At 66.8% G+C, this 18,828-nt stretch carries 19 protein-coding genes; 13 read left to right on the top strand and 6 right to left on the bottom strand.

Annotation, left to right across the window (positions count from 1 at the left end; genetic code table 11):
- Positions 1-165 precede the first annotated feature (165 nt).
- From IWX89_RS03535 to IWX89_RS03510, 6 genes are all read left to right on the top strand, one after another.
- Positions 166-540 carry a DUF805 domain-containing protein gene (locus tag IWX89_RS03535; RefSeq protein WP_196902210.1) on the top strand — a complete coding sequence of 125 codons (375 nt, stop codon included), beginning with the start codon at positions 166-168 and terminating at the stop codon, positions 538-540.
- A gap of 167 nt (positions 541-707) precedes the next feature.
- Complete coding sequence (locus IWX89_RS03530; RefSeq protein WP_196902209.1) at positions 708-1,400, top strand: hypothetical protein; 693 nt, start codon at positions 708-710, stop codon at positions 1,398-1,400.
- A 41-nt stretch (positions 1,401-1,441) separates the two neighbouring features.
- The gene (locus IWX89_RS03525; RefSeq protein ID WP_196902208.1) at positions 1,442-1,693 is read left to right on the top strand and encodes a hypothetical protein; all 252 of its coding nucleotides are present in this window, start codon (positions 1,442-1,444) and stop codon (positions 1,691-1,693) included.
- On the top strand, positions 1,690-2,451 hold the full coding sequence (locus IWX89_RS03520) for a DUF2306 domain-containing protein (protein WP_196902207.1): 762 nt from the start codon (positions 1,690-1,692) through the stop codon (positions 2,449-2,451). Before IWX89_RS03525 ends, IWX89_RS03520 begins: the two co-directional genes overlap by 4 nt.
- Before the next feature lie 41 nt (positions 2,452-2,492).
- The gene (locus IWX89_RS03515) at positions 2,493-3,467 is read left to right on the top strand and encodes an NAD(P)-dependent alcohol dehydrogenase (RefSeq protein ID WP_196902206.1); all 975 of its coding nucleotides are present in this window, start codon (positions 2,493-2,495) and stop codon (positions 3,465-3,467) included.
- 223 nt (positions 3,468-3,690) lie between these two features.
- Positions 3,691-3,963: a DUF2277 domain-containing protein gene (locus IWX89_RS03510; RefSeq protein WP_196902205.1), complete on the top strand. Its 273-nt coding sequence runs from the start codon at positions 3,691-3,693 to the stop codon at positions 3,961-3,963.
- Positions 3,964-4,228: 265 nt separating this feature from the next.
- Here IWX89_RS03510 and IWX89_RS03505 read toward each other — a convergent pair whose 3' ends face one another.
- Both IWX89_RS03505 and IWX89_RS03500 read right to left on the bottom strand, forming a co-directional pair.
- On the bottom strand, positions 4,229-4,609 hold the full coding sequence (locus IWX89_RS03505; RefSeq protein WP_196902204.1) for a hypothetical protein: 381 nt from the start codon (positions 4,607-4,609) through the stop codon (positions 4,229-4,231).
- Between the two features lie 465 nt (positions 4,610-5,074).
- Positions 5,075-5,728, bottom strand: a complete 654-nt coding sequence (locus IWX89_RS03500) for a hypothetical protein (protein WP_196902203.1) — start codon at positions 5,726-5,728, stop codon at positions 5,075-5,077.
- 298 nt (positions 5,729-6,026) lie between these two features.
- On the opposite strand from IWX89_RS03500, the gene IWX89_RS03495 reads away from it, so the two are divergent.
- Positions 6,027-6,749: a DUF4386 domain-containing protein gene (locus tag IWX89_RS03495; RefSeq protein ID WP_196902202.1), complete on the top strand. Its 723-nt coding sequence runs from the start codon at positions 6,027-6,029 to the stop codon at positions 6,747-6,749.
- Between the two features lie 565 nt (positions 6,750-7,314).
- A complete protein-coding gene (locus IWX89_RS03490) occupies positions 7,315-7,803 on the top strand; it encodes a hypothetical protein (protein ID WP_196902201.1) in 489 nt (162 codons plus the stop codon).
- Positions 7,804-7,874: 71 nt separating this feature from the next.
- Here the strand turns inward: IWX89_RS03490 and IWX89_RS03485 are convergent, their stop codons facing one another.
- Complete coding sequence (locus tag IWX89_RS03485; protein ID WP_196902200.1) at positions 7,875-10,715, bottom strand: BTAD domain-containing putative transcriptional regulator; 2,841 nt, start codon at positions 10,713-10,715, stop codon at positions 7,875-7,877.
- A gap of 253 nt (positions 10,716-10,968) precedes the next feature.
- A complete protein-coding gene (ychF, locus tag IWX89_RS03480) occupies positions 10,969-12,042 on the bottom strand; it encodes a redox-regulated ATPase YchF (protein WP_196902199.1) in 1,074 nt (357 codons plus the stop codon).
- A gap of 84 nt (positions 12,043-12,126) precedes the next feature.
- Between ychF and IWX89_RS03475 the strand changes: the two genes are divergently transcribed.
- The 3 genes from IWX89_RS03475 (at position 12,127) to rmuC (ending at position 14,854) form a co-directional block, all read left to right on the top strand.
- Entirely contained in the window at positions 12,127-12,750 is a 624-nt protein-coding gene (locus tag IWX89_RS03475) for an exonuclease domain-containing protein (RefSeq protein WP_196902198.1), read from the top strand.
- A gap of 32 nt (positions 12,751-12,782) precedes the next feature.
- Positions 12,783-13,385, top strand: a complete 603-nt coding sequence (locus IWX89_RS03470; RefSeq protein WP_196902197.1) for a hypothetical protein — start codon at positions 12,783-12,785, stop codon at positions 13,383-13,385.
- A 98-nt stretch (positions 13,386-13,483) separates the two neighbouring features.
- The gene (gene rmuC / locus IWX89_RS03465; RefSeq protein WP_196902196.1) at positions 13,484-14,854 is read left to right on the top strand and encodes a DNA recombination protein RmuC; all 1,371 of its coding nucleotides are present in this window, start codon (positions 13,484-13,486) and stop codon (positions 14,852-14,854) included.
- A 93-nt stretch (positions 14,855-14,947) separates the two neighbouring features.
- On the opposite strand, the gene glpX is transcribed toward rmuC, so the two are convergent.
- On the bottom strand, positions 14,948-15,880 hold the full coding sequence (glpX, locus tag IWX89_RS03460) for a class II fructose-bisphosphatase (RefSeq protein WP_196902386.1): 933 nt from the start codon (positions 15,878-15,880) through the stop codon (positions 14,948-14,950).
- Positions 15,881-16,124: 244 nt separating this feature from the next.
- On the opposite strand from glpX, the gene fbaA reads away from it, so the two are divergent.
- On the top strand, positions 16,125-17,150 hold the full coding sequence (gene fbaA / locus IWX89_RS03455) for a class II fructose-bisphosphate aldolase (protein WP_196902195.1): 1,026 nt from the start codon (positions 16,125-16,127) through the stop codon (positions 17,148-17,150).
- A gap of 14 nt (positions 17,151-17,164) precedes the next feature.
- Positions 17,165-17,710 (top strand): DUF6264 family protein, encoded by a 546-nt coding sequence (locus IWX89_RS03450; RefSeq protein WP_196902194.1) that lies wholly within the window; start codon positions 17,165-17,167, stop codon positions 17,708-17,710.
- Between the two features lie 66 nt (positions 17,711-17,776).
- On the opposite strand, the gene IWX89_RS03445 is transcribed toward IWX89_RS03450, so the two are convergent.
- A complete protein-coding gene (locus IWX89_RS03445; RefSeq protein ID WP_231382882.1) occupies positions 17,777-18,817 on the bottom strand; it encodes a 4-hydroxy-3-methylbut-2-enyl diphosphate reductase in 1,041 nt (346 codons plus the stop codon).
- Positions 18,818-18,828: the final 11 nt, after the last annotated feature.

Here is an 18,828-nt window from a genome sequence, read left to right as displayed (position 1 = left end):
TACGCGGAGGCGTCCCCCCGGGCACAATCACCACATTGATCACCACGCCCGGTGATGCCGAGTCACCACGTGCCTCCGTAAATTCAGGTCTCGTGGAGTCCGCGCTGAGGACCTCGCTTGGGCTGAGTCCCACCATCTCCACGCCATACCCCCGAAAGGACCCCTATGTCATTCCCCGCAGCAATCCAGATCGTCGTCCGCAAGTACGCGGAATTCACCGGCACGGCCGGCCGAGCCGAGTTCTGGTGGTGGATTCTCTTCACCACACTGGTCACCGCCGTACTCGGCGCCCTCTCGAATCTGACGGAGAACCCCGCGACCGCGCTCAGCGGGGCATGGAACCTCGTCGTCCTCCTGCCCACCCTGGCAGTCCAGATCCGACGCCTTCGCGATGCCGGGTACCGCTGGGGGAACATCTTCTGGCTCGCGCTCCCGGGGGCCGGGCTCATCGTCCTCGCGGTGTTGCTCGCCCAGCCGTCCCGACCGAGCACGGCGCCCCGGGTCCTCGACGCGAACGCTCCGGAACCCGCACGGGCCTGATTCGAGGGCTCCACAATCACCACAGACAATCACCGCACAGATCACCACACCGGGTGATGCCCGGTCACCACGTGCCTCCGTAGATTCAGGTTGTCGTCAGGCATCCGGCCAGGCATTTCGGAACATTCAATTCCAGAGCATCCATTTCAGAGCATCGGAGAATCACCATGAGCATCACCTCGTCCCCCCTCACCCGTGCGGCCGGCATCGCCGCCGCACTGTCAGGACTGATCTACATCGTCATCCAGTTCATCCACCCGGCCGACGAGGTCTCCTCCCTCACCACGCAGGCCTGGGTGACGGTGCACAGCCTCAGCTTTTGCATGGCCGTGCTCGGGATGGTGGGCCTGACCGGCATCTACCTTCGCCAGGTTCGGCAATTCGGGCTGCTCGGCCTGATCGGGTATGCGATGTTCGGGCTCTTCTTCATCCTCCAGTCGGCTTTCGTGTTCGCTGAGGCGTTCATCGCGCCGTTGGTCGTGGCCGACGCACCGCAGTTCGCCGAAGACTTCGTCGGGCTCTTCGGCCGGTACCCGGCCGTGACCGACCTCGGCCCACTCGCCGCGCTGCCCGGTGTCGGAGGCGCGCTCTACGTCATCGGCGCGCTGGTGTTCGGCATCAGCATCATCCGCGCCCGGGTGCTCTCCCGCGGGGCCGGCATCCTGCTCATCGTCGCCGCCGCCGTGACGCCCGTTGCCGGCGCGCTCCTCCCGCACACCCTCGAACGGATGGCCGCCATCCCCATGGGCCTGGCCCTGATCTGGCTCGGCTACTCCCTGTGGTCGGACCAGCGCAAATCCGCGGGCCAGACCCTGTCCGGCGACAGCGGCTCCCGCCTCGACCGCACGACCGCGGCCTGAACCCCGCCCCGGGGCCCTTGCGAATCGAAAGGAAGTGCGCAATGAATGAGGAGCACACGATGCCGGCCGGGCACGATCAGCTCGACCGGTATGAGATCCGCCTCCAGGGCCAGCTCGATGAATGCTGGAGCGACTGGTTCGAGGGCTTCACACTGACCAACGAGAGCGACGGAACCACCGCCCTCACGGGACCGGTCCTCGATCAAGCCGCACTGCACGGGCTGTTGCGGCGGGTCAGCAACCTGGGCGTCACATTGGTATCGGTCAACGTGCTGAGGAGCGGACAATCATGACGAAAGTCGTCGTAACCGCTGCGATCCCCCGCGGCAGCCGCAGGAAGGGCCCTCGAGCAGGATGGCTCGCGGCGACCGGGTTGATCCTCCTCAGCCTCATCCCGATCCTGGCCGGCGCGGCGCGGCTCGGCGAGTTGACCGGCGGGGCCGTCACCACACCGCAGAATGCCCGGTTCCTCGACTCGCCGGTGCCCGTGGTGACGCACATTGTGAGCGTGACCGTGTTCAGCCTGCTGGGCGCGTTCCAATTCGTTCCCGCGCTCCGTCGCCGCACAGGCGGCTGGCATCGCATCGTCGGCAGGATACTCATCCCCGCCGGCCTGCTCGCCGCCCTGTCCGGCATGTGGATGGTGATCTTCTACCCGCACCCGCCCGGCGACGGTGTGCTCCTCTCGGTCCTCCGGCTGGTCTTCGGGTCCGCGATGGCGGCGAGTGTCGGCCTCGGGATCCGCGGAATCCTGCGCCGAGATTTCCTCCGGCACGGCGCGTGGATGACCCGGGCCTACGCGATCGGCGTGGGCGCGGGCACCCAGGCGCTGCTACTGATCCCCGAATCGATCTTTTTCGGCCCGACCGCCGAGCTCCCCCGAGCCGTGGCGATGGGGGCGGCCTGGGTGATCAATCTCGCGATAGCCGAGTACGTCATCCGTCGACACGCACGACGGGCCCGAGGTCGGCCCGGCCACCCGAGCCGGCCCGGAAGATCGAGTGCATCCGCGTCACACGCACCCACACCTCAACTCAGAGAGTCGTCATGAATCCGCAACGAGTAACTCGCATTCCCGCCCAGGATGTCCGGATGAGCGCCGCCGTCTACCGCCGGTTCGGGTCCCCGGAGGTGGTGCACATCGAGCAACTGCCCAAGCCCTCGCCGGGCCACGGCGAGGTGCTCGTCAGAGTTCGAGCGAGCACGGTGAGCGCTGCCGACCACCGGGCTCGGGGGCGCACCATCCCCGCCGGGCTGGGCCTGCTATCCGCGCTGGCGCTCGGCGTGTTCCGCCCTCGCAAACGCGTCCTGGGCATGGACGTCGCCGGCGTTGTCGAAGCCGTCGGCGGCGCCGTCACGAAATTCGCCCCCGGCGACGAGGTGATCGCCATGCTCGGCAGCAGGTTCGGCGGTCACGCCGAGTACGTGTGCGTTCCGCAGGACGGGGCGATCACGGCGAAGCCACGGAACATGACCTTTGAGGAGGCCGTGACCCTCGTGTTCGGGGGTATCACCGCCCACGTCTTCCTGGGCCGGGCCACGATCGCACCGGGTGCCGGCATCCTCGTGAACGGCGCCTCCGGTGCCGTGGGGACCGCGGCCGTGCAACTCGCCAAGGAGATGGGGGCGCACGTCACGGCCGTGTGCAGTGGCGCCAACCGGGAATGGGTCACCGCGCTCGGCGCGGACCGGGTGATCGGCTACACCGCCGAGGACTTCCTCGCCGAGGGGCGTGCGTACGACGTGATCATGGACTGCGTCGGCAACGCGCCCTTCGAACGGGCTGGAGAGCGCCTCAACCCCGGCGGCGCACTGCTGCTCGTCATCTCCGACCTCAAGGGAATGCTTCTGGCCCCCTGGCACACCAGGAGGAGCGGGAAGTTGGTCACCTCGGGCAACGCGCCGAGTACGGCCGAGGCGCTCGCGCACCTCGTCCGACTGGCCGAATCGGGTCGGTTCCAGGCGGTCATCGACCGCACCTTCGACCTGGCCGACATCGTCGACGCCCATCGCTACGTCGACGCGGGCCACAAAAAGGGCAACGTCGTCCTGCGCGTCGCCCACTGACGGTCCCGAGGTGCCGAATTCAGGAAAACTGTCGGGCCCTGGTCGGGAGACCCGCGGAAGTACGGTCGGATCGCATCCGCCGGCTGCGGATCTCCTGAATTGGCCACGCCCACCCCGCGGGTTTGCGGGCCGTCCCCTGGCTCTGGCGAGGGGGTGATTCTGACGGCACGGCGAAGCGGAAATGCAGGGTGACGACGCCCGGATGCCTGGCTATTCTGGGTGCATGTGCCGGAACATCCACACTCTGCATAATTTCGAGCCCGCCGCCACCGACGACGAGGTCCACGCGGCTGCCCTGCAGTTCGTGCGCAAGATCAGCGGATCCACGAAGCCGTCGCACGCCAACACCGAGGCGTTCAACCGCGCCGTCGAGGAGATCGCCCACATCTCGAGGCATCTGCTCGAGGACCTGGTGAGCTCAGCTCCCCCGAAGAACCGGGAGGTCGAGGCCGAGAAGGCGAAGGCCCGCTCGGCGAAACGGTTCGCCGCGGCCTAGCTGCGCCGGCGCCACGTCGTCTCAGCCCGCAGATCAATCCAACTGTTGCCGGTACGGACAACTGCGTCCGGCACACCAGCAACACTTGTCCGCAACGGCCACAGTTCCCCCGGACGTTGAAGCGGAACTCCACCGGGGCAGCATGCGAAAAGGCGTCATATACGCATGGGTCGTTCAGTCTCGCCACGGTTCACTCCTGCGATTGGCTTGCCATCGGCCTGAGGAAGCCTGAATGAACGACCACGGCTTTGCACCGATGTTGCAGTCAGCCGCAGTATTCGCTGTCCACGTTTGGACTGGCACGCACAACAATCGCGTCAACGAGCCCTCCATCGTTGACAGTGAAGTTGATCCACTTCCCGTTGTCGTTGGTCACTGAGTAGAACGGGGCGTACTTGCCCTCTTTTTGGGCGAGCGCGGGGTAGGCCGCCCGAAGTCGGTCGAGTGTTGCGCCGATGCCGATTCCGGTGCTCGTATGCGGAGAATTGGCTGCGACATCCTGAGGCGCGCCCCACTTCTGCAGAACGATTTGCTCGACAATTCCCGAATCGGACAGGTCGGGGATCCAGATGCTGGGAAACCCGGACTTATCGAATGCCGTCACCCAGGGGCACGCATCCTGCCGGGTGGTGGTGAAGGAAGTCATCGATTCCTCCCGCTTACTGACTCGATCTCCCAGCACTAACGGGCCAATGCCCGCGAAATCGATGAGCCACGAACGCGGATCCTCGAGATTCACTGCTGGCGATGTCGAGGTTGGCGCCATCGTGTTTCCGGTTGGAAGGTCAGAGGTCGAAGGAGTCTCCAACGGCACGTTGGACTGCGGGCCTGCACACCCCGAGAGGAGCAGTATGGCCAGTGCGGTCCCAGTGGCGACTTCCAGATACCGGCGCCGGGAAAAATGGATGAACAAACGAGTTACCCCCAACTCAGTTCTGAGAACCTGAACTGACTCTAGGGGAACTGCGCTCGGTCGCGCCACTCATATGCTGCCTCCGCGCCCGACCAGGGAACCTGAGGCCTCACCGAGGAGGCACTACAAGGTCCTGGAGTCACCGATAGCTGTGATGCACTCCAACGTGCGCCGCCGATTTCTTCGTCTCTGAGTGGCCTAGCCGCAAATCTCTCGGGGAATGACTGGCATGGGGCGAACGACGATCTTGTTCACCAGACCTTCAAACACGGCGAAATTGATCCAGTTACCGTTGCCGTCCGGCAGCGCGTAGTGGGGCGTGAAATGGTCGTCCTGATAGGTGATCGCGGGGTATGCGGACTTGAGCTCATCGAGGGTGGCGCCGATCCCGATTCCCGCGCTCGTCCGCGGGGATGTGGCGGTGTACTCCGAGGAGGTCGGTCCTCCCTCAAGGGCGATCAGTTCCACGAGGCCATTCTCGGAGCTGTCGGCGATGACCAGATTGGGAAATCCGGGCCGTTCGAAGGAGATAATCGAAGGACAGCCTTCGAAAACCGCACTGCTGGAGAACGCGGTCATCGACCGGCTCGTCGCACTGATCTCATCCCCGATCGCCAGCGGCCCCACGCTGGTGAAGCCGATTAGCCACGATTCAGGGTCTGCGAGGTCCATCGCGATCGGTGTCGGTGTCGGTGCGGGTGAAGTCGTGCTGACCGTCGAGCCGCCGGAACTGGTCGGATTCTCCGTCGGCGCATCCGCCCGCTGACCTGCACACCCTGATAGCAGCAGAATCCCGATTGCCGCCAGGGCGATGCCTGGAAGCCACCGACGCTTGGAAACATGAACGAACACCCGATTCCCCCAATTCCGTTCTCAGAACGTGGTTCCACACTAGTGACGCTCTGCTACACGTTGAAGCGGAACTCCACCGCGCTGCGCCGCACAAAAAGCATCAGGAGCGAAGGAACGAGGACGATCGGCAGAATTTGAACCTGTGAGACACGCAAGCCTGACAAGGTCGACTTCCCTCCGGGCCCGCCGGGCCGGAAAGGACGCACGCTCGGCCGGGACTTTCGGTCCTTGTGGGGTCTCTCACAACGATTGAATCTGGGCTACCAGGACCGGTTCGGTGTCAGGGAACGAGGACAATATGCGCGAACACGCAGCAGCCGCGACGACCGCCGGGATCCTGTACATAGTCGGCACCGTGGCCGGCGTCCTCAGCAAGGTCGCGGCTATCGCTCCGGTCAGCGTCGCGGACGATCGGCTTGCCGCCAGCGCGGAGCACCCCGGCGCCGTCGTGACGTGTGCCCTGCTCGTTCTCGTCATGGGGCTCTCGCTCGCGTTCGTCCCCGTGGTGCTCTTTCCCGTGCTGCGCCGCGTTGACGAGGTGCTGGCGATCGGCTACCTGGTTATTCGAGGAGCGGTCGAGACCACCTGCTATGTCTTGTCCGCTATCAGTTTGCTGCTGCTGCTGCCACTGGGTGAAGTGATGTCGGCAGGACCGGGCACGGCGTCACCGGTAGGCGTACGTCTGGGCAGCCTTCTGCTCGACCACGCCGATGTCGGCGCCGTGACCGCGCTCGTATTCTGCCTCGGCGGCGTCATGTTCTACCTCCTGCTCTATCGGTCGCGCATCGTCCCCCGCTGGATCGCGATATGGGGTCTCGCGGCAATCCCGTTCTACGTGGCCGCCTATGTGCTCGCGATGTACGGGGTCATCGGCACCGACTCCACGGCCCAAACCCTGTTGTACGTTCCCCTCGCCGTGCAGGAGATGGTCTTGGCGGTATGGATGATCGCGCGCGGCTTCCGCCCAGCGGCTGTTTCCCCCGTCCCGGAGGCGGGAGTCGCACCTCTGGCCGGCTCCTGATCCCCCCGCCGGAATGATGGGTCTCATGGGTTAGCCACACGCCCACGGCGCCCCAGCGCGGCTGGCCCGCGCAGCATGTCAGCCTCTGCGGGCGGTGGTGAGCCTCGTTGCGATGGACAGTTGCGGTCGAGTTCGACAGGCGTACCCTCCGAACTCGTCCGCATCCGTCGAACCCGGCGGCCAGCGCTCCAAGGGAGAATCAGGCGCATGAACATCTGCGTCAAGTCGCGCGCGACTGTCTGCCGCGGACTAAACGTTGAAGCGGAACTCCACCGAATTCCGCCACCGAAAACCATTACGAAGACCGCCCCGTTCAGCGACACCCTGACTTCCACTGGCTCGGCCGCTCGTGTCGACGCTCGGCGGCAGGGATCTTCACGTGGTCGGCCCCACGCCCGCGCAAACTCCCTCGGCGAGATCGTTCGTCAGAAATCCTGGAGGCAGGCTAGCCGTAGAGACGCCGGGACAGGGCAATCAGCGGGCGATAAGCGGGCGATAACCGTCGTGGTGCAGAGTTCCAATCAGCCGGAGAATCCGGCGGAGGATCACCCCCAAGGAGCACATCATGAACGTCAACACCATCCGCCCGGTCCGCGCCCGCTGGGCCGCGCTCGTCGCCTCCGCGATCGTCGCGATCAGCGTCTTCGCCGCCGCAACACCGGCGTCCGCCGCCACCTCGATGACCGGACCATCAAACTTCTACTGCAACTCCTCATCAGACACTCTGCAGATGAGCCCGGTCCGGATGTGGGCCAGCGGCGGATCTGAGTCGGTCACCTGGGCCAACGACGTATATCGCTGGAATGCCTCGACGCGCGTCTGGTACCTCTACGGATCGTTCCGCAACTACAACACGTTCAATTCTTACGGCCAAGCCGTCAGCATGACCTCCTGGATCGGCGACGGCCGCAACCCCTCCGGCAGCTACACAAACAGCATGCTCAACCTTCGCGTCGCACCCGGCACCTACTACGTCATCTCAGTGGCCGCCGGAGCCAAGAGCGGAGCGACGTGGGGCACCGACTTCGGCTACGGCTACTGCACTGTCAACTGAGCGCCCACCTCGCACCGTGATGGCCTCGTCTCACCGAGCCGGGGCCATCCGCGCGCGTCCGGACACTGCCATCACCGATAGTATGCCGGACTGTTCCGAATCATTTCCAACAGTCGGGCATCGTCGATCGCGTCGACAGTGCCGGAAGCGCTCTCGACGTACCCGATCGTCTCGCACAGCTGAGTGACCCGCCCCGTGATGAACGTATCGGACATGTTGGGCATGCTCGTGACGCGAGGGATAGCCGCCGTCGCGACGTCTGTCGCCGTTGCCAGGTCTCCGAGGGCCGCCAGTGCGAGGGCGGAGATCACGAGGGCCTCAGAGAAGGCCGCCCAGTCGGCCTGCCCACGGTGACCGGCCAGGTTTCGCACGACCAGGCCCAGGGCCGCGGAGGGGTCACCGCACTGAAGCTCTACCCAGGCGAGGTTCAGCTCTGCGGCCGCGAGCCCGCGCACAAGCTCGGTCTCGTCGGCGATGAGAATGGCTTCTGTCAGTGCGGTACGCGCCTCCTCATACTCCTCGAGGACCAGGCAGCAGTACCCAACGTTGCACAACTCGAAGACCCGGCCCGACCGGTTCACGGCCTGCACCTCGGCCAATGCGAGACGCGCATGCTCAAGCGCTTCTTGTGTGCGGCCCAGCACGAGCAGCAACATCGCCCGCAGGGATTCGGCGACCCCACGACTGCGTGCACTGTTCCTGCGCATGCCGCCAGCCAGGTCAAAAGCCCCCTCGAGGTCGCCGTCGAGCCGGCGCAATCCCACTGCCGCAATGATCCAGCGTCGATGCCACGCATCATCGAACTGCTCCGCGCTCGCCTGGGCGAGATCTCTCGCTGCGCGCATGGAGCCGTCGATCGGCAGCGCCTCGTCGGTCGTGGAGACCAGATAGCACACCGCCACCCGCGCGCGTTCCAGCTCTGTGCCCTCCGTGCCGCCGAGAACCGCGGTAGCCAGTACCTGCAGGTCACGGTGCCGACCGCCCTCACACCAGCCCCAGAGCACGACATCCAGATGCCGGATCGCCAAAGGTCGATCCTCAACGAGCGCCCAGGTCAACGCCTGTGTGATGTTGGCGTCCTCCACGCGCGCCATATCGTCGAAATCGTCGGGCCGAGCGTCGTAGTTCTCGTGCACGGCGGCCAAGGCCCGGAGGTAATGCGTTGCATGCGCCCTGTGGTCCTCGACTGTTGGCTTCGCTACGTGGGAAGAACTCTCCACATACAGGCGCACCGATTCCAGGATCCTGAACCGGATCTGGCCCGGCACGCGCAGTCGCTTGACCAACGACAGGTCCACCAGCTCGACGAGGCCCGCCGACGACGACGAGCCACCGCCGGCGGCGGTCAGGGCGCGCGCCGTTGGCTCAGTGAACGAGCCGCGGATGAGCCCCAGCACGCCGAGCGCCCGACGCGCGTCCTCCCCGGCTTGAAGCACGCTCCACTCCACAACGGCGCTGATATTCGCGTGCCGGGACGGTCTGTTCCGCGTCTCGTCCTGAAGGCCGGCCATCACCTGTCCCAGCGAGTCGACGACTTCCCCGGGAGAACTCCAGTGCAGCGCGGGCGCGATCAGCTCCAGCAGCAGGGGGATCCCGTCCGAACGTTGTACCAGCACTGCAAGCTCGTCGGCATAGCGGCTCTTTTCCGCTGGCGAGAAACCCACTCGGTCCGCGAGCAGCCGCGTGGCGGGCCCGGGCTCAAGTCCGTCAAGGTCGATCACGAACTCGCCGACGAGCCGAAGCGGGCTGCGCGAGGTCACCAGAACGGACACTCCCGCCACCGCGAGGAGCCGCGGGACCAGTTCGAGCACCGCCTCGAGCACGTGCTCCGCGTTGTCCAGGACCACAAGCATCCGAGTACCGGCGACGGATGCCGCGACCTCGTCCGCGGCGACGCCGAGCGTGTTCGCGACGACGGCATCGACCTCGCTGGCAGTTCGTGCGGTTGAAAGATCCACGAAGGTCACCGGACGGGCGTCATCGTCCCCGCTGATCCGCGCCGCCTCAATTGCCAGCCGGGTCTTGCCGATGCCTCCCGGGCCGATCAGGGTGACCAGGCGATGACCATCTCGGAGCCGGCTCAGGATGCCCCGCATGTCCTCATCGCGCCCGACAAGCGGCGACGCCGGGGACGGCAGCGAGTTGTTTGGTGTTCGCATCGCGATCGGAGCAGGAATCACGACGCCGACCGTTCCCGCGAGTACGCCGGAGAACACATCCGATACCAAGGCAGAGGGGTCTGTTCCGAGTTCGTCGGCGAGCCGGTGGCGCAGCTGGCCGTAGTGCTCGAGTGCCTCGGATGCACGTCCATCAGCTGCCAGGACGCGCATTAGGAGCGCATGGATGGTTTCGTTGAGCGGATCAGACTCGAGTTCACCCCGCAGATCTGCAATGGCCTCGCCCGGCCTCCCCAGCTCCAACAGAGCAGCCGAATGCACCGTGACGAGTTCCTGACGCAGTCGGAGCAGCTGTTCTCGCCGCTGTTCCGCCCGCATCGTGGTAAGCCCGGCCAGCGGCTCGCCATCGAACATCGTCAGGGCCGTAGCCGCCTGACTCCGGGCCTCGCCGAATCGCCCCGCGCCAAACATCTGCCGACCCCGCAGCAGTAGGTCGGCCGCTTCGTTCGAATCCACTCTGAGCATTCCGGCTCGCAGCCGGTATCCGTCGCGGCCTCCATCGATCAGGTCGGCACCGCACCTCTTCCGCAGACCAGACACGGCCACCTGGATGGCATTCCGTGCTGACGGCGGAGGGTCATCCCACACGCAGTCCATCAGGCTCTCCAGCGCCACGACCTTACCCTCGGCCAGGGCGAGATGCGCGAGTACAGCCGAGGGCACACGGCCTCCGACCGGCCGCAGGCTGGCCACGTCGGCACCCGTGGAGACGATGCCCAGCAGATGAACGAACACGAGCACACCTCCAACGTTGGTGCACACGCTAGCGGAAAGGAGTCGAGAACCTAAGGCTTCATTTGCGGCCGAAGCACGTGAATCTCGCCCTGGGAGTAATCACCGCGTGAAGGGCCGGCGAGATCAAGCCCATTCATCGACGCGAGGATGCGAAGAGAATCGACGATTTGGCCTTGCATCCCCGGGCTCGACTTCAACGCCTGCAATACGTCAGAACTTGAATACCTGATCAAACGCAGAATTAGACTCCAGGTTAAACGTTAAACCTAAATTCAACCACGTCGCCGTCCTGCATGACGTATTCCTTGCCCTCGATCCGGGCCTTGCCCTTCGCTCGGGCCTCGGCGATCGAACCGGCGGCGACCAGGTCGTCGAAGGAGAAGACTTCGGCCTTGATGAAGCCCTTCTGGAAGTCGGTGTGGATGACGCCGGCGGCCTGCGGGGCGGTCCAGCCCTTGTGGATCGTCCAGGCGCGGGTTTCCTTCGGGCCGGCGGTCAGATAGGTCTGCAGGCCGAGGGTGTCGAAGCCGATCCGGGCGAGCTGGTCGAGGCCGCTCTCGGCCTGGCCCGTGGAGGCGAGCATCTCGGCGGCGTCCTCGGCGTCGAGCTCGCTGAGCTCCGACTCGAGCTTGGCGTCGAGGAACACGGCGTTGGCCGGGGCCACGAGCGCGGCCAGCACGGCCAGTTTGTCGGCATCCTGCAGCACGTCTTCGTCGACGTTGAACACGTAGATGAACGGCTTGGCGGTGAGCAGGCCGAGTTCCCTGATCGGTTCGATGTCAAGGGTCGCCGAGGACAGCGGCTGGCCGGCGTCGAGCACGGCCTGCGCCTTGAGCGCGGTCTCGAGCACGATCGGGGGCATCTTGCGGCCCTTGACCTCTTTCTCGAACCGCGTGATGGCCTTCTCAAGGGTTTGCAGGTCGGCGAGGATGAGCTCGGTGTTGATGGTCTCCATGTCGCCGGCCGGGTTGACCGCGCCGTCGACGTGCACCACGTCGGGGTCGGCGAAGCCGCGGATGACCTGGGCGATGGCGTCGGCCTCACGGATGTTGGCCAGGAACTTGTTGCCGAGCCCCTCACCCTCGCTCGCGCCGCGCACGATCCCGGCGATGTCGACGAACGACACGGGAGCCGGCAGCAGCCGCTCGCTGCCGAAGATCGAGGCGAGCGCCGCCAGCCGGGAGTCCGGCAGGTTGACGATGCCCACGTTCGGCTCGATCGTGGCGAACGGGTAGTTCGCCGCCAGCACGTTGTTTTTGGTCAACGCGTTGAAGAGGGTGGACTTGCCGACATTGGGCAGTCCGACGATTGCAATAGTAAGAGCCACGAGAGTCCATCGTACCGGCTGGGCCCGGTGCCGCGCTCTGGCGCCGGGGGAAGCCGTGTCGGCGGCCCGTGAGAGCATGAGGGGGTGCCAGTCAATTTCACCGCCATCGACTTCGAGACCGCAAACTCTTCGGGCGCTTCGGCGTGCTCGGTCGGGCTGGTGAAGGTTCGCGACGGGCGCGTGGTCGACCGGGTCGGCTGGTTCATCCAGCCCGCGCCGGGGCACGACGCGTTCCTCGAGTGGAACATCAAGATCCACGGCATCCGCCCCACGGATGTCGTCGGTGCGGCCACCTGGGCGGAGCAGCTCCCCGATCTGGTCGCGTTCGCCGGCGGCGACCATCTCGTCGCCCACAACGCCGGCTTCGACCTCGGCGTGATCAAGACGGCGTCCACGGTCGCCGGCCTCGCCGTTCCCGATTTCAGCTATGTCTGCAGCCTCCAGGTCGCCCGGCGCACCTACCAGCTCGATTCCTACCGGCTGCCCGTGGCCGCGATGGCGGCCGGGTTCGAGGGGTTCGCCCACCACGACGCCCTCGCCGACGCCGAAGCGTGCGCGGCGATCATGATCCACGCCGCCGGGCGGCACGACGCCGACACCCTCGAAGAACTGGCCCGCATCTCCGGAGTCAGGATCGGGGCGATCGGCCCGGTCGCAACCCAGGAGATGGCCGCCACGCACGGCCCGATGGCGCTCAACCACCCGTAGCGCGAGGCCAGGCGGGAGAGGAGAATCGGCGGATGCGCTCCTCCGACGACATGCCGGGCAATCCCTGGCCGCACGACATGCAGGTCGGTGTCGAGGAATGCTGGCCCCCGCTGATCTACCTGCTCTTCGTGCGGAGCGCCTGGCGGCTGGACATCGATGCCGTGCCCCGGCTCGATTCCGAGCCCGATCCGGGCTCCTCCGATCGACCGGAGAACCTCGACGTCGACGCCGCACGCCGACGCTGGCTGGCCGAATGGCAGCGGGCCTGGACGCACTTCGACCCGCCGAGCGTCACCGTCAGCACCCCCGACGAGACGACCCAGCACCTCCTGGACACCCTCAGCGACGACGAGCTGTGGCAGGTGACCTCAACCTGGCCCTCGGATTTCTGGGAAGCCGGCATCGACCGGGACGCCTGCGAGAGGTGGCGGTCGTCGATGGCCGCGCCGCTCGGCGACCTCCCCGAGACCCGCGTCATCCCCGCCCTCGCCGAAGCCTGGCGGGCCGGGCTCACCACCGTGATCCAGCTGCCCTACATCGGCTCCTTCGCGCTCCGGATCAATCAGGAGCACCTCGTCGTGTCGCCCACGACCCGGAACGACCCCGACCTGTACGCCCGGGCGCTCGAGTCGTGACGCGGGCTCCGAACTGACGCGGGCGGGCGCGTCGACGAACCTGCGCGGCCCGCCGCCCTTTTCCCGGCGATGTCGGTGGCCGCTGGCAGAGTAGTGGCATGGATCCCTGGCTCACACTCCTTCTCGGCATCGCCCTCGGCGCCCTGCTCGGCGCCCTGTGCGCGCTCGTCCTCGTCCAACGGCGTGGAGTGCAGCAGCGCGGAACGGCCTCGGGCACCACCCCGGCCGAGGACCCCGCCATTCTGGAGGCGCGGCACCAGGTTGCGCTGGCCGAGTTGCGCTCCTCCGAGGCGGGCGTGTCGGCCATCCTGCGCGAAGAACTCGCGTCGGTGCAGGCCACGACGGATGCCCTCCGCGAGCAACTCGCAGACGCTCAGCGCCGCGCGCGCGAGTTCGAGGAGCGTCAGCGCGAAGAGACAGCCGCCCGCACGCAACGCGAGCAGCGGGAGAGCACGGTCCTGCAGGCCCTCGCCCCCGTGCGGGAGAGCCTCTCCGACATGCAGAAGAAGGTCACCGAGCTGGAAGCCCAGCGCAGCGTGCAGCACGGCGAACTCAGCCAGCAGCTGCGCAACGCCACCGAATCCGAGGAACGCCTGCGCAGCACCGCCGAAACCCTGGCGTCCGCCCTGCGTTCCAACAGCACCAGAGGAGTGTGGGGCGAGACCCAGCTGCGCAGCGTGGTCGAGGCCGCCGGCCTCATCGAGCGCGTCGACTTCGACGTGCAGGCGAGCATCACCTCCGATGCCGGGGCCGGCCGCCCCGATTTGGTCGTGCACCTGCCCGGCGGCAAGAACATCGCCGTCGACGCCAAGGTGCCCTTCTCCGCGTTCCTGGAGGCGAGCCAGATTCCGGCCACGGCGACCGGCGCGGAGGGAGCCCGGCGCACCGCGCTCCTCGGAGCGCACGTCAAGGCGGTGCGCGATCACATCACCACCCTCGGCGGCAAGGCCTACTGGCAGGGGCTCGAGGCCTCCCCCGAAATCGTGATCGCGTTCATCCCCAGCGAGTCGCTCGTCTCGAGCGCGCTCGAGGCCGACCCGTCCATCATGGAATTCGCCTTCTCCAAGCGGGTCGCCCTCGCCTCGCCCGTCACGCTCTGGTCGGTGCTGAAAACCGTCGCGTTCACCTGGCAGCAGGACGTGCTCACCCACGACGCGAAGGTGCTCTTCGACCTCAGCCGCGAGCTCTATGCCCGGCTGTCGACCACGGCGACGCACATCGAGAAACTGGGCCGCTCGATCGAGCGCACGGTCAAGGACTACAACGGTTTCGTCGGCTCGATGGAACGCCAGGTGCTGCCGACTGCCCGCAAACTCAACGCCCTCGACGAGTCGAAGGTGCTCGCTCCGCTGGCGGCCATCGAGGAGAGCACCCGGGAGCTGGCGGCCTGGGAGTTCGTGGCCGAACTGGAAACCGTGGAACGGGATGCCGCCGAACTGGAAGCGGCCCGCGCCGGCGACGCCCGCTGACGCGGACCGGTTAACGACGAGAGTCGCCGCTCGCGCGGCGACTCTCGTCGTTTCAGGCCGGCACCCGGCAGGCAGGCCGCCGGGAATCGGAGGCTAGAGCCACTTCGAGGCGAGGTGCTCCGCGATCACGCGACGGGTGGTTCCCGACTTCGAGCGCAGCACGATGCTCTCGGTGCGGATGATGGGGCCCTGGCGGCGCACGCCGTCGACGAGCCCGCCATCGGTGACGCCGGTCGCCACGAAGAACGTGTTGTCGCCGCTGACCATGTCGTCGAGCTCGAGCAGTTTGTCGATGTCGAGACCGGCCGCAATGCCGCCGGCACGCTCCGCGTCATCCTTCGGGGCGAGTCGCCCCTGCATGTACCCGCCGATGGCCTTGAGCGCGCACGCGGTGGTGATGCCCTCGGGACTGCCGCCGATGCCGACGCACATGTCGATGCGCGTCTCCCAACGGGCCGCGTTGATTCCGCCGGCGACGTCGCCGTCGCTCATCAGCCGGGTTCCGGCGCCGGCGCTGCGGATTTCGTCGATCAGTCCGGCGTGGCGCGGCCGGTCGAGCACGGCGAGGACCATTTCACCGACCGGCTTGCCGGTCTTCTTCGAGAGCTCGCGAATATTGTCGCCGATCGACGCATCGAGGCTGACGGCTCCGCGACCGGCGGCGCCGGTGACGATCTTGTCCATGTAGAAAACGGATGACGCGTCGAGCATGGTGCCGCGGGAGGAGACCGCGATCACGGACAGGGCGTTCTGGCGGCCGGCGGCGGTGAGGCTGGTGCCGTCGATCGGGTCGACGGCGATGTCGCAGGCCGGGCCGCGGCCGTTGCCGACCCGCTCGCCGTTGAAGAGCATGGGCGCTTCGTCTTTTTCGCCCTCACCGATGACGATGAGGCCGTCGAAGTTGACGGTGCCGAGGAAGACGCGCATGGCGTCGACGGCCGCTTTGTCTGCGGCGTTCTTGTCGCCGCGGCCGATGAACGGAACCGCGCGAATCGCGGCCGCCTCGGTCGCGCGCACCAGCTCCATGGCCAGGTTTCGGTCGGGATGGGTGAAATTGGGGGCGATTTCGGGGCTGTTCACAGATGGTCCTTCCCGGACGAAGAGTGCGGCAGTGGCGTGACCCGTCTTTGGGCCGGCGCTGGTGGATCAGCGCTGCCGCCTTCAGCCTAGCGCCCGACGATACCGAACCGGCCTCACGGTCTCGTACGCCCGGCGACCCTCCCTCGATAGTATTGAAGGACCGAAACGGTTCAACCGAGGAGACTAAACAATGCCCATCGCAACCCCCGACCAGTATGCAGAGATGCTCAACAAGGCCAAGACGAATGGGTTCGCGTATCCCGCGTTCAACGTTTCGTCCTCACAGAGCATTAACGCCGTACTACAGGGCCTGACCGAGGCCGGCTCAGACGGCATCATCCAGGTCACCACCGGTGGCGCAGATTACTTCGCCGGCCACACGGTCAAGAACCGCGCATCCGGTGCGCTCGCGATGGCGCACTTCGTGCAGTCCGTCGCCGACAATTACCCCGTTACCGTTGCCCTGCACACGGACCACTGCCCCAAGGGCGCCCTCGAGGATTTCGTCCTGCCGCTGATCACCGCCTCCGAAGAAGAGGTCAAGGCCGGCCGCAACCCGATCTTCCAGTCGCACATGTGGGACGGCTCCGCTATCGCGCTCGGCGAGAACCTGGACATCGCCAAGGACATCCTCAAGCGCACCAAGGCGATCAACGCGATCCTCGAGGTTGAAATCGGCGCCGTCGGCGGCGAAGAGGACGGCGTCGAAGGCGACATCAACGAGAACCTGTACACGACCCTCGACGATGCCCTCGCCATGATCGACGCCCTCGGCATGGGCGAGAACGGCCGCTACATGGCCGCGCTCACCTTCGGCAACGTGCACGGCGTCTACAAGCCCGGCAACGTCAAGCTGCGCCCGGAACTGCTCAAGGAGATCCAGGACGGCGTCGCCGCCAAGTTCGGCACCGGCCCGAAGCCGCTCGACCTGGTCTTCCACGGCGGATCGGGCTCGACCGACGCCGAGATCGCCGAGGCCGTCGCGAACGGCGTCGTGAAGATGAACATCGACACCGACACCCAGTACGCGTTCACCCGCGCGGTCGCCGGCTACATGCTCAGCAACTACGACAGCGTGCTCAAGGTTGACGGCGAAGTCGGCAACAAGAAGGTCTACGACCCGCGCGCGTGGGGCAAGGTTGCCGAGACGGCCATGGCCGCCCGCGTCGCCGAGGCTACCCGCCAGCTCGGCTCCGCCGGCCACTCGAACAGCTAGCACCCGGGATGACGATGGCCGAGAATCCTCTGTCCACGCCAGCGGGGACCCCGCCCGAGGATTCCCGGCCACGCCCGCGATACGGCGAACTGGCGCCGGAGGGCTGGAGCTGGACTCCGGCCCCCGACGCCGTCCCGCCGGTTCCGTCGGCTACGCCGACGTCCGGCCCGAACCCGGCCGCCCGGGCGCGCGGAACCGTGCCAGCCTGGGACCGGCCCGTCACGCTCGCCCTGCTCGTCTTCGGGCTCCTGGCCACGTTCTTCGCGATCGGGGTGCTCGGCGCCCTCCCCCAGGCTGTGCAGATGCTCTACACGCAGCAGGACCTCGGGGACTACACCCCTGCCGCCTCGGTGGCCGGGCTGATCACCGCCGGGAGCTTCACGGAGGCAGCGGTCTGGCTCGCCTCCGCGGCCGGAGCGATTCTGCTGCTCGTCCGCGGCAAGCGCGCCTTCTACCTGCCGCTGATCGGCGCCGTCGTCGCCTTCGTCGTGATCTTCGTGTTCATGTCGGTCATCCTGGCCACCGACCCGACGCTGCTCACTTTCTACAGCCAGCCGTGACTCCAGTGGCCGGCCCTGACGGGCCGGACCGGCGGCGCACCGCGAGAGCCGGCCTTCGTCCCTCGTCTATTCGGCGCGGGTGACCCGGCCGCCGAGCCCGCGAGCGTCCTCGTTGCCGGCGAGGTCCTTGCGCAGTTCCTTGGGGAGCGAGAACAGCAGGTCTTCCTCGGCCGTCTTGACCTCCTCGACGCTGCCGTAGCCGGCGTCCTCGAGCGCCACGAGCAGTTCGTGCACGAGCTCCTCCGGCACGGATGCCCCGCTCGTCACCCCGACGGTGACCACACCGTCGAGCCACTCCTGCTTGACCTCGCTGGCGAAGTCGACCCGGTAGGCAGCCCGGGCGCCGTACTCCAGGGCCACCTCGACCAGTCGCACCGAGTTGGACGAGTTCGCCGAACCGACCACGATCACGAGGTCGGAGTCCTCCGCGATCTTCTTGATCGCGACCTGCCGGTTCTGGGTGGCGTAGCAGATGTCGTCGCTCGGCGGGTCCTGCAGCAGCGGGAAGCGCGCCCGCAGGCGGCGCACGGTCTCCATGGTCTCGTCCACGCTGAGGGTGGTCTGCGAGAGCCAGACGACCTTCTCGGGATTGCGTACCTGGATGGTGTCGGCCTCATCGGGGCTGCCGACGAGGGTGGTGTGCTCGGGGGCCTCCCCCGCGGTGCCCTCGACCTCTTCATGGCCCTCGTGGCCGATCAGGAGGATCTCGAAGTCGTCCCTGGCGAAGCGCACGGCCTCGCGGTGCACCTTGGTCACCAGGGGGCAGGTCGCGTCGATCGCGAGCAGGCCGCGGTCGGCGGCGGCGTTGACGACCGCCGGCGAGACACCGTGGGCGCTGAAAACGATGTGGGAGCCGGTCGGCACCTCGTCCACCTCCTCGACGAAGATGGCACCCTTCTTTTCCAGTTCGGAGACGACGTGCACGTTGTGCACGATCTGTTTGCGTACGTAAACGGGCGCGCCGTACAGGTCGAGGGCCTTCTCCACGGCGATCACGGCGCGGTCCACTCCGGCGCAGTAGCCGCGCGGCGCCGCCAGCAGCACCCGCTTCGTTCCGTCGACGGGGGTATCCTTGAGCCTGTTGCGTGCGCTCGGGATACGTGGCATGCCAAGGCCGA

It is taken from the genome of Cryobacterium sp. MP_M3 (genome assembly GCF_015752155.1).
In the GTDB taxonomy this organism is placed as follows: Bacteria; Actinomycetota; Actinomycetes; order Actinomycetales; family Microbacteriaceae; genus Cryobacterium.
This window is presented reverse-complemented; position numbering and strand designations above follow the sequence as displayed.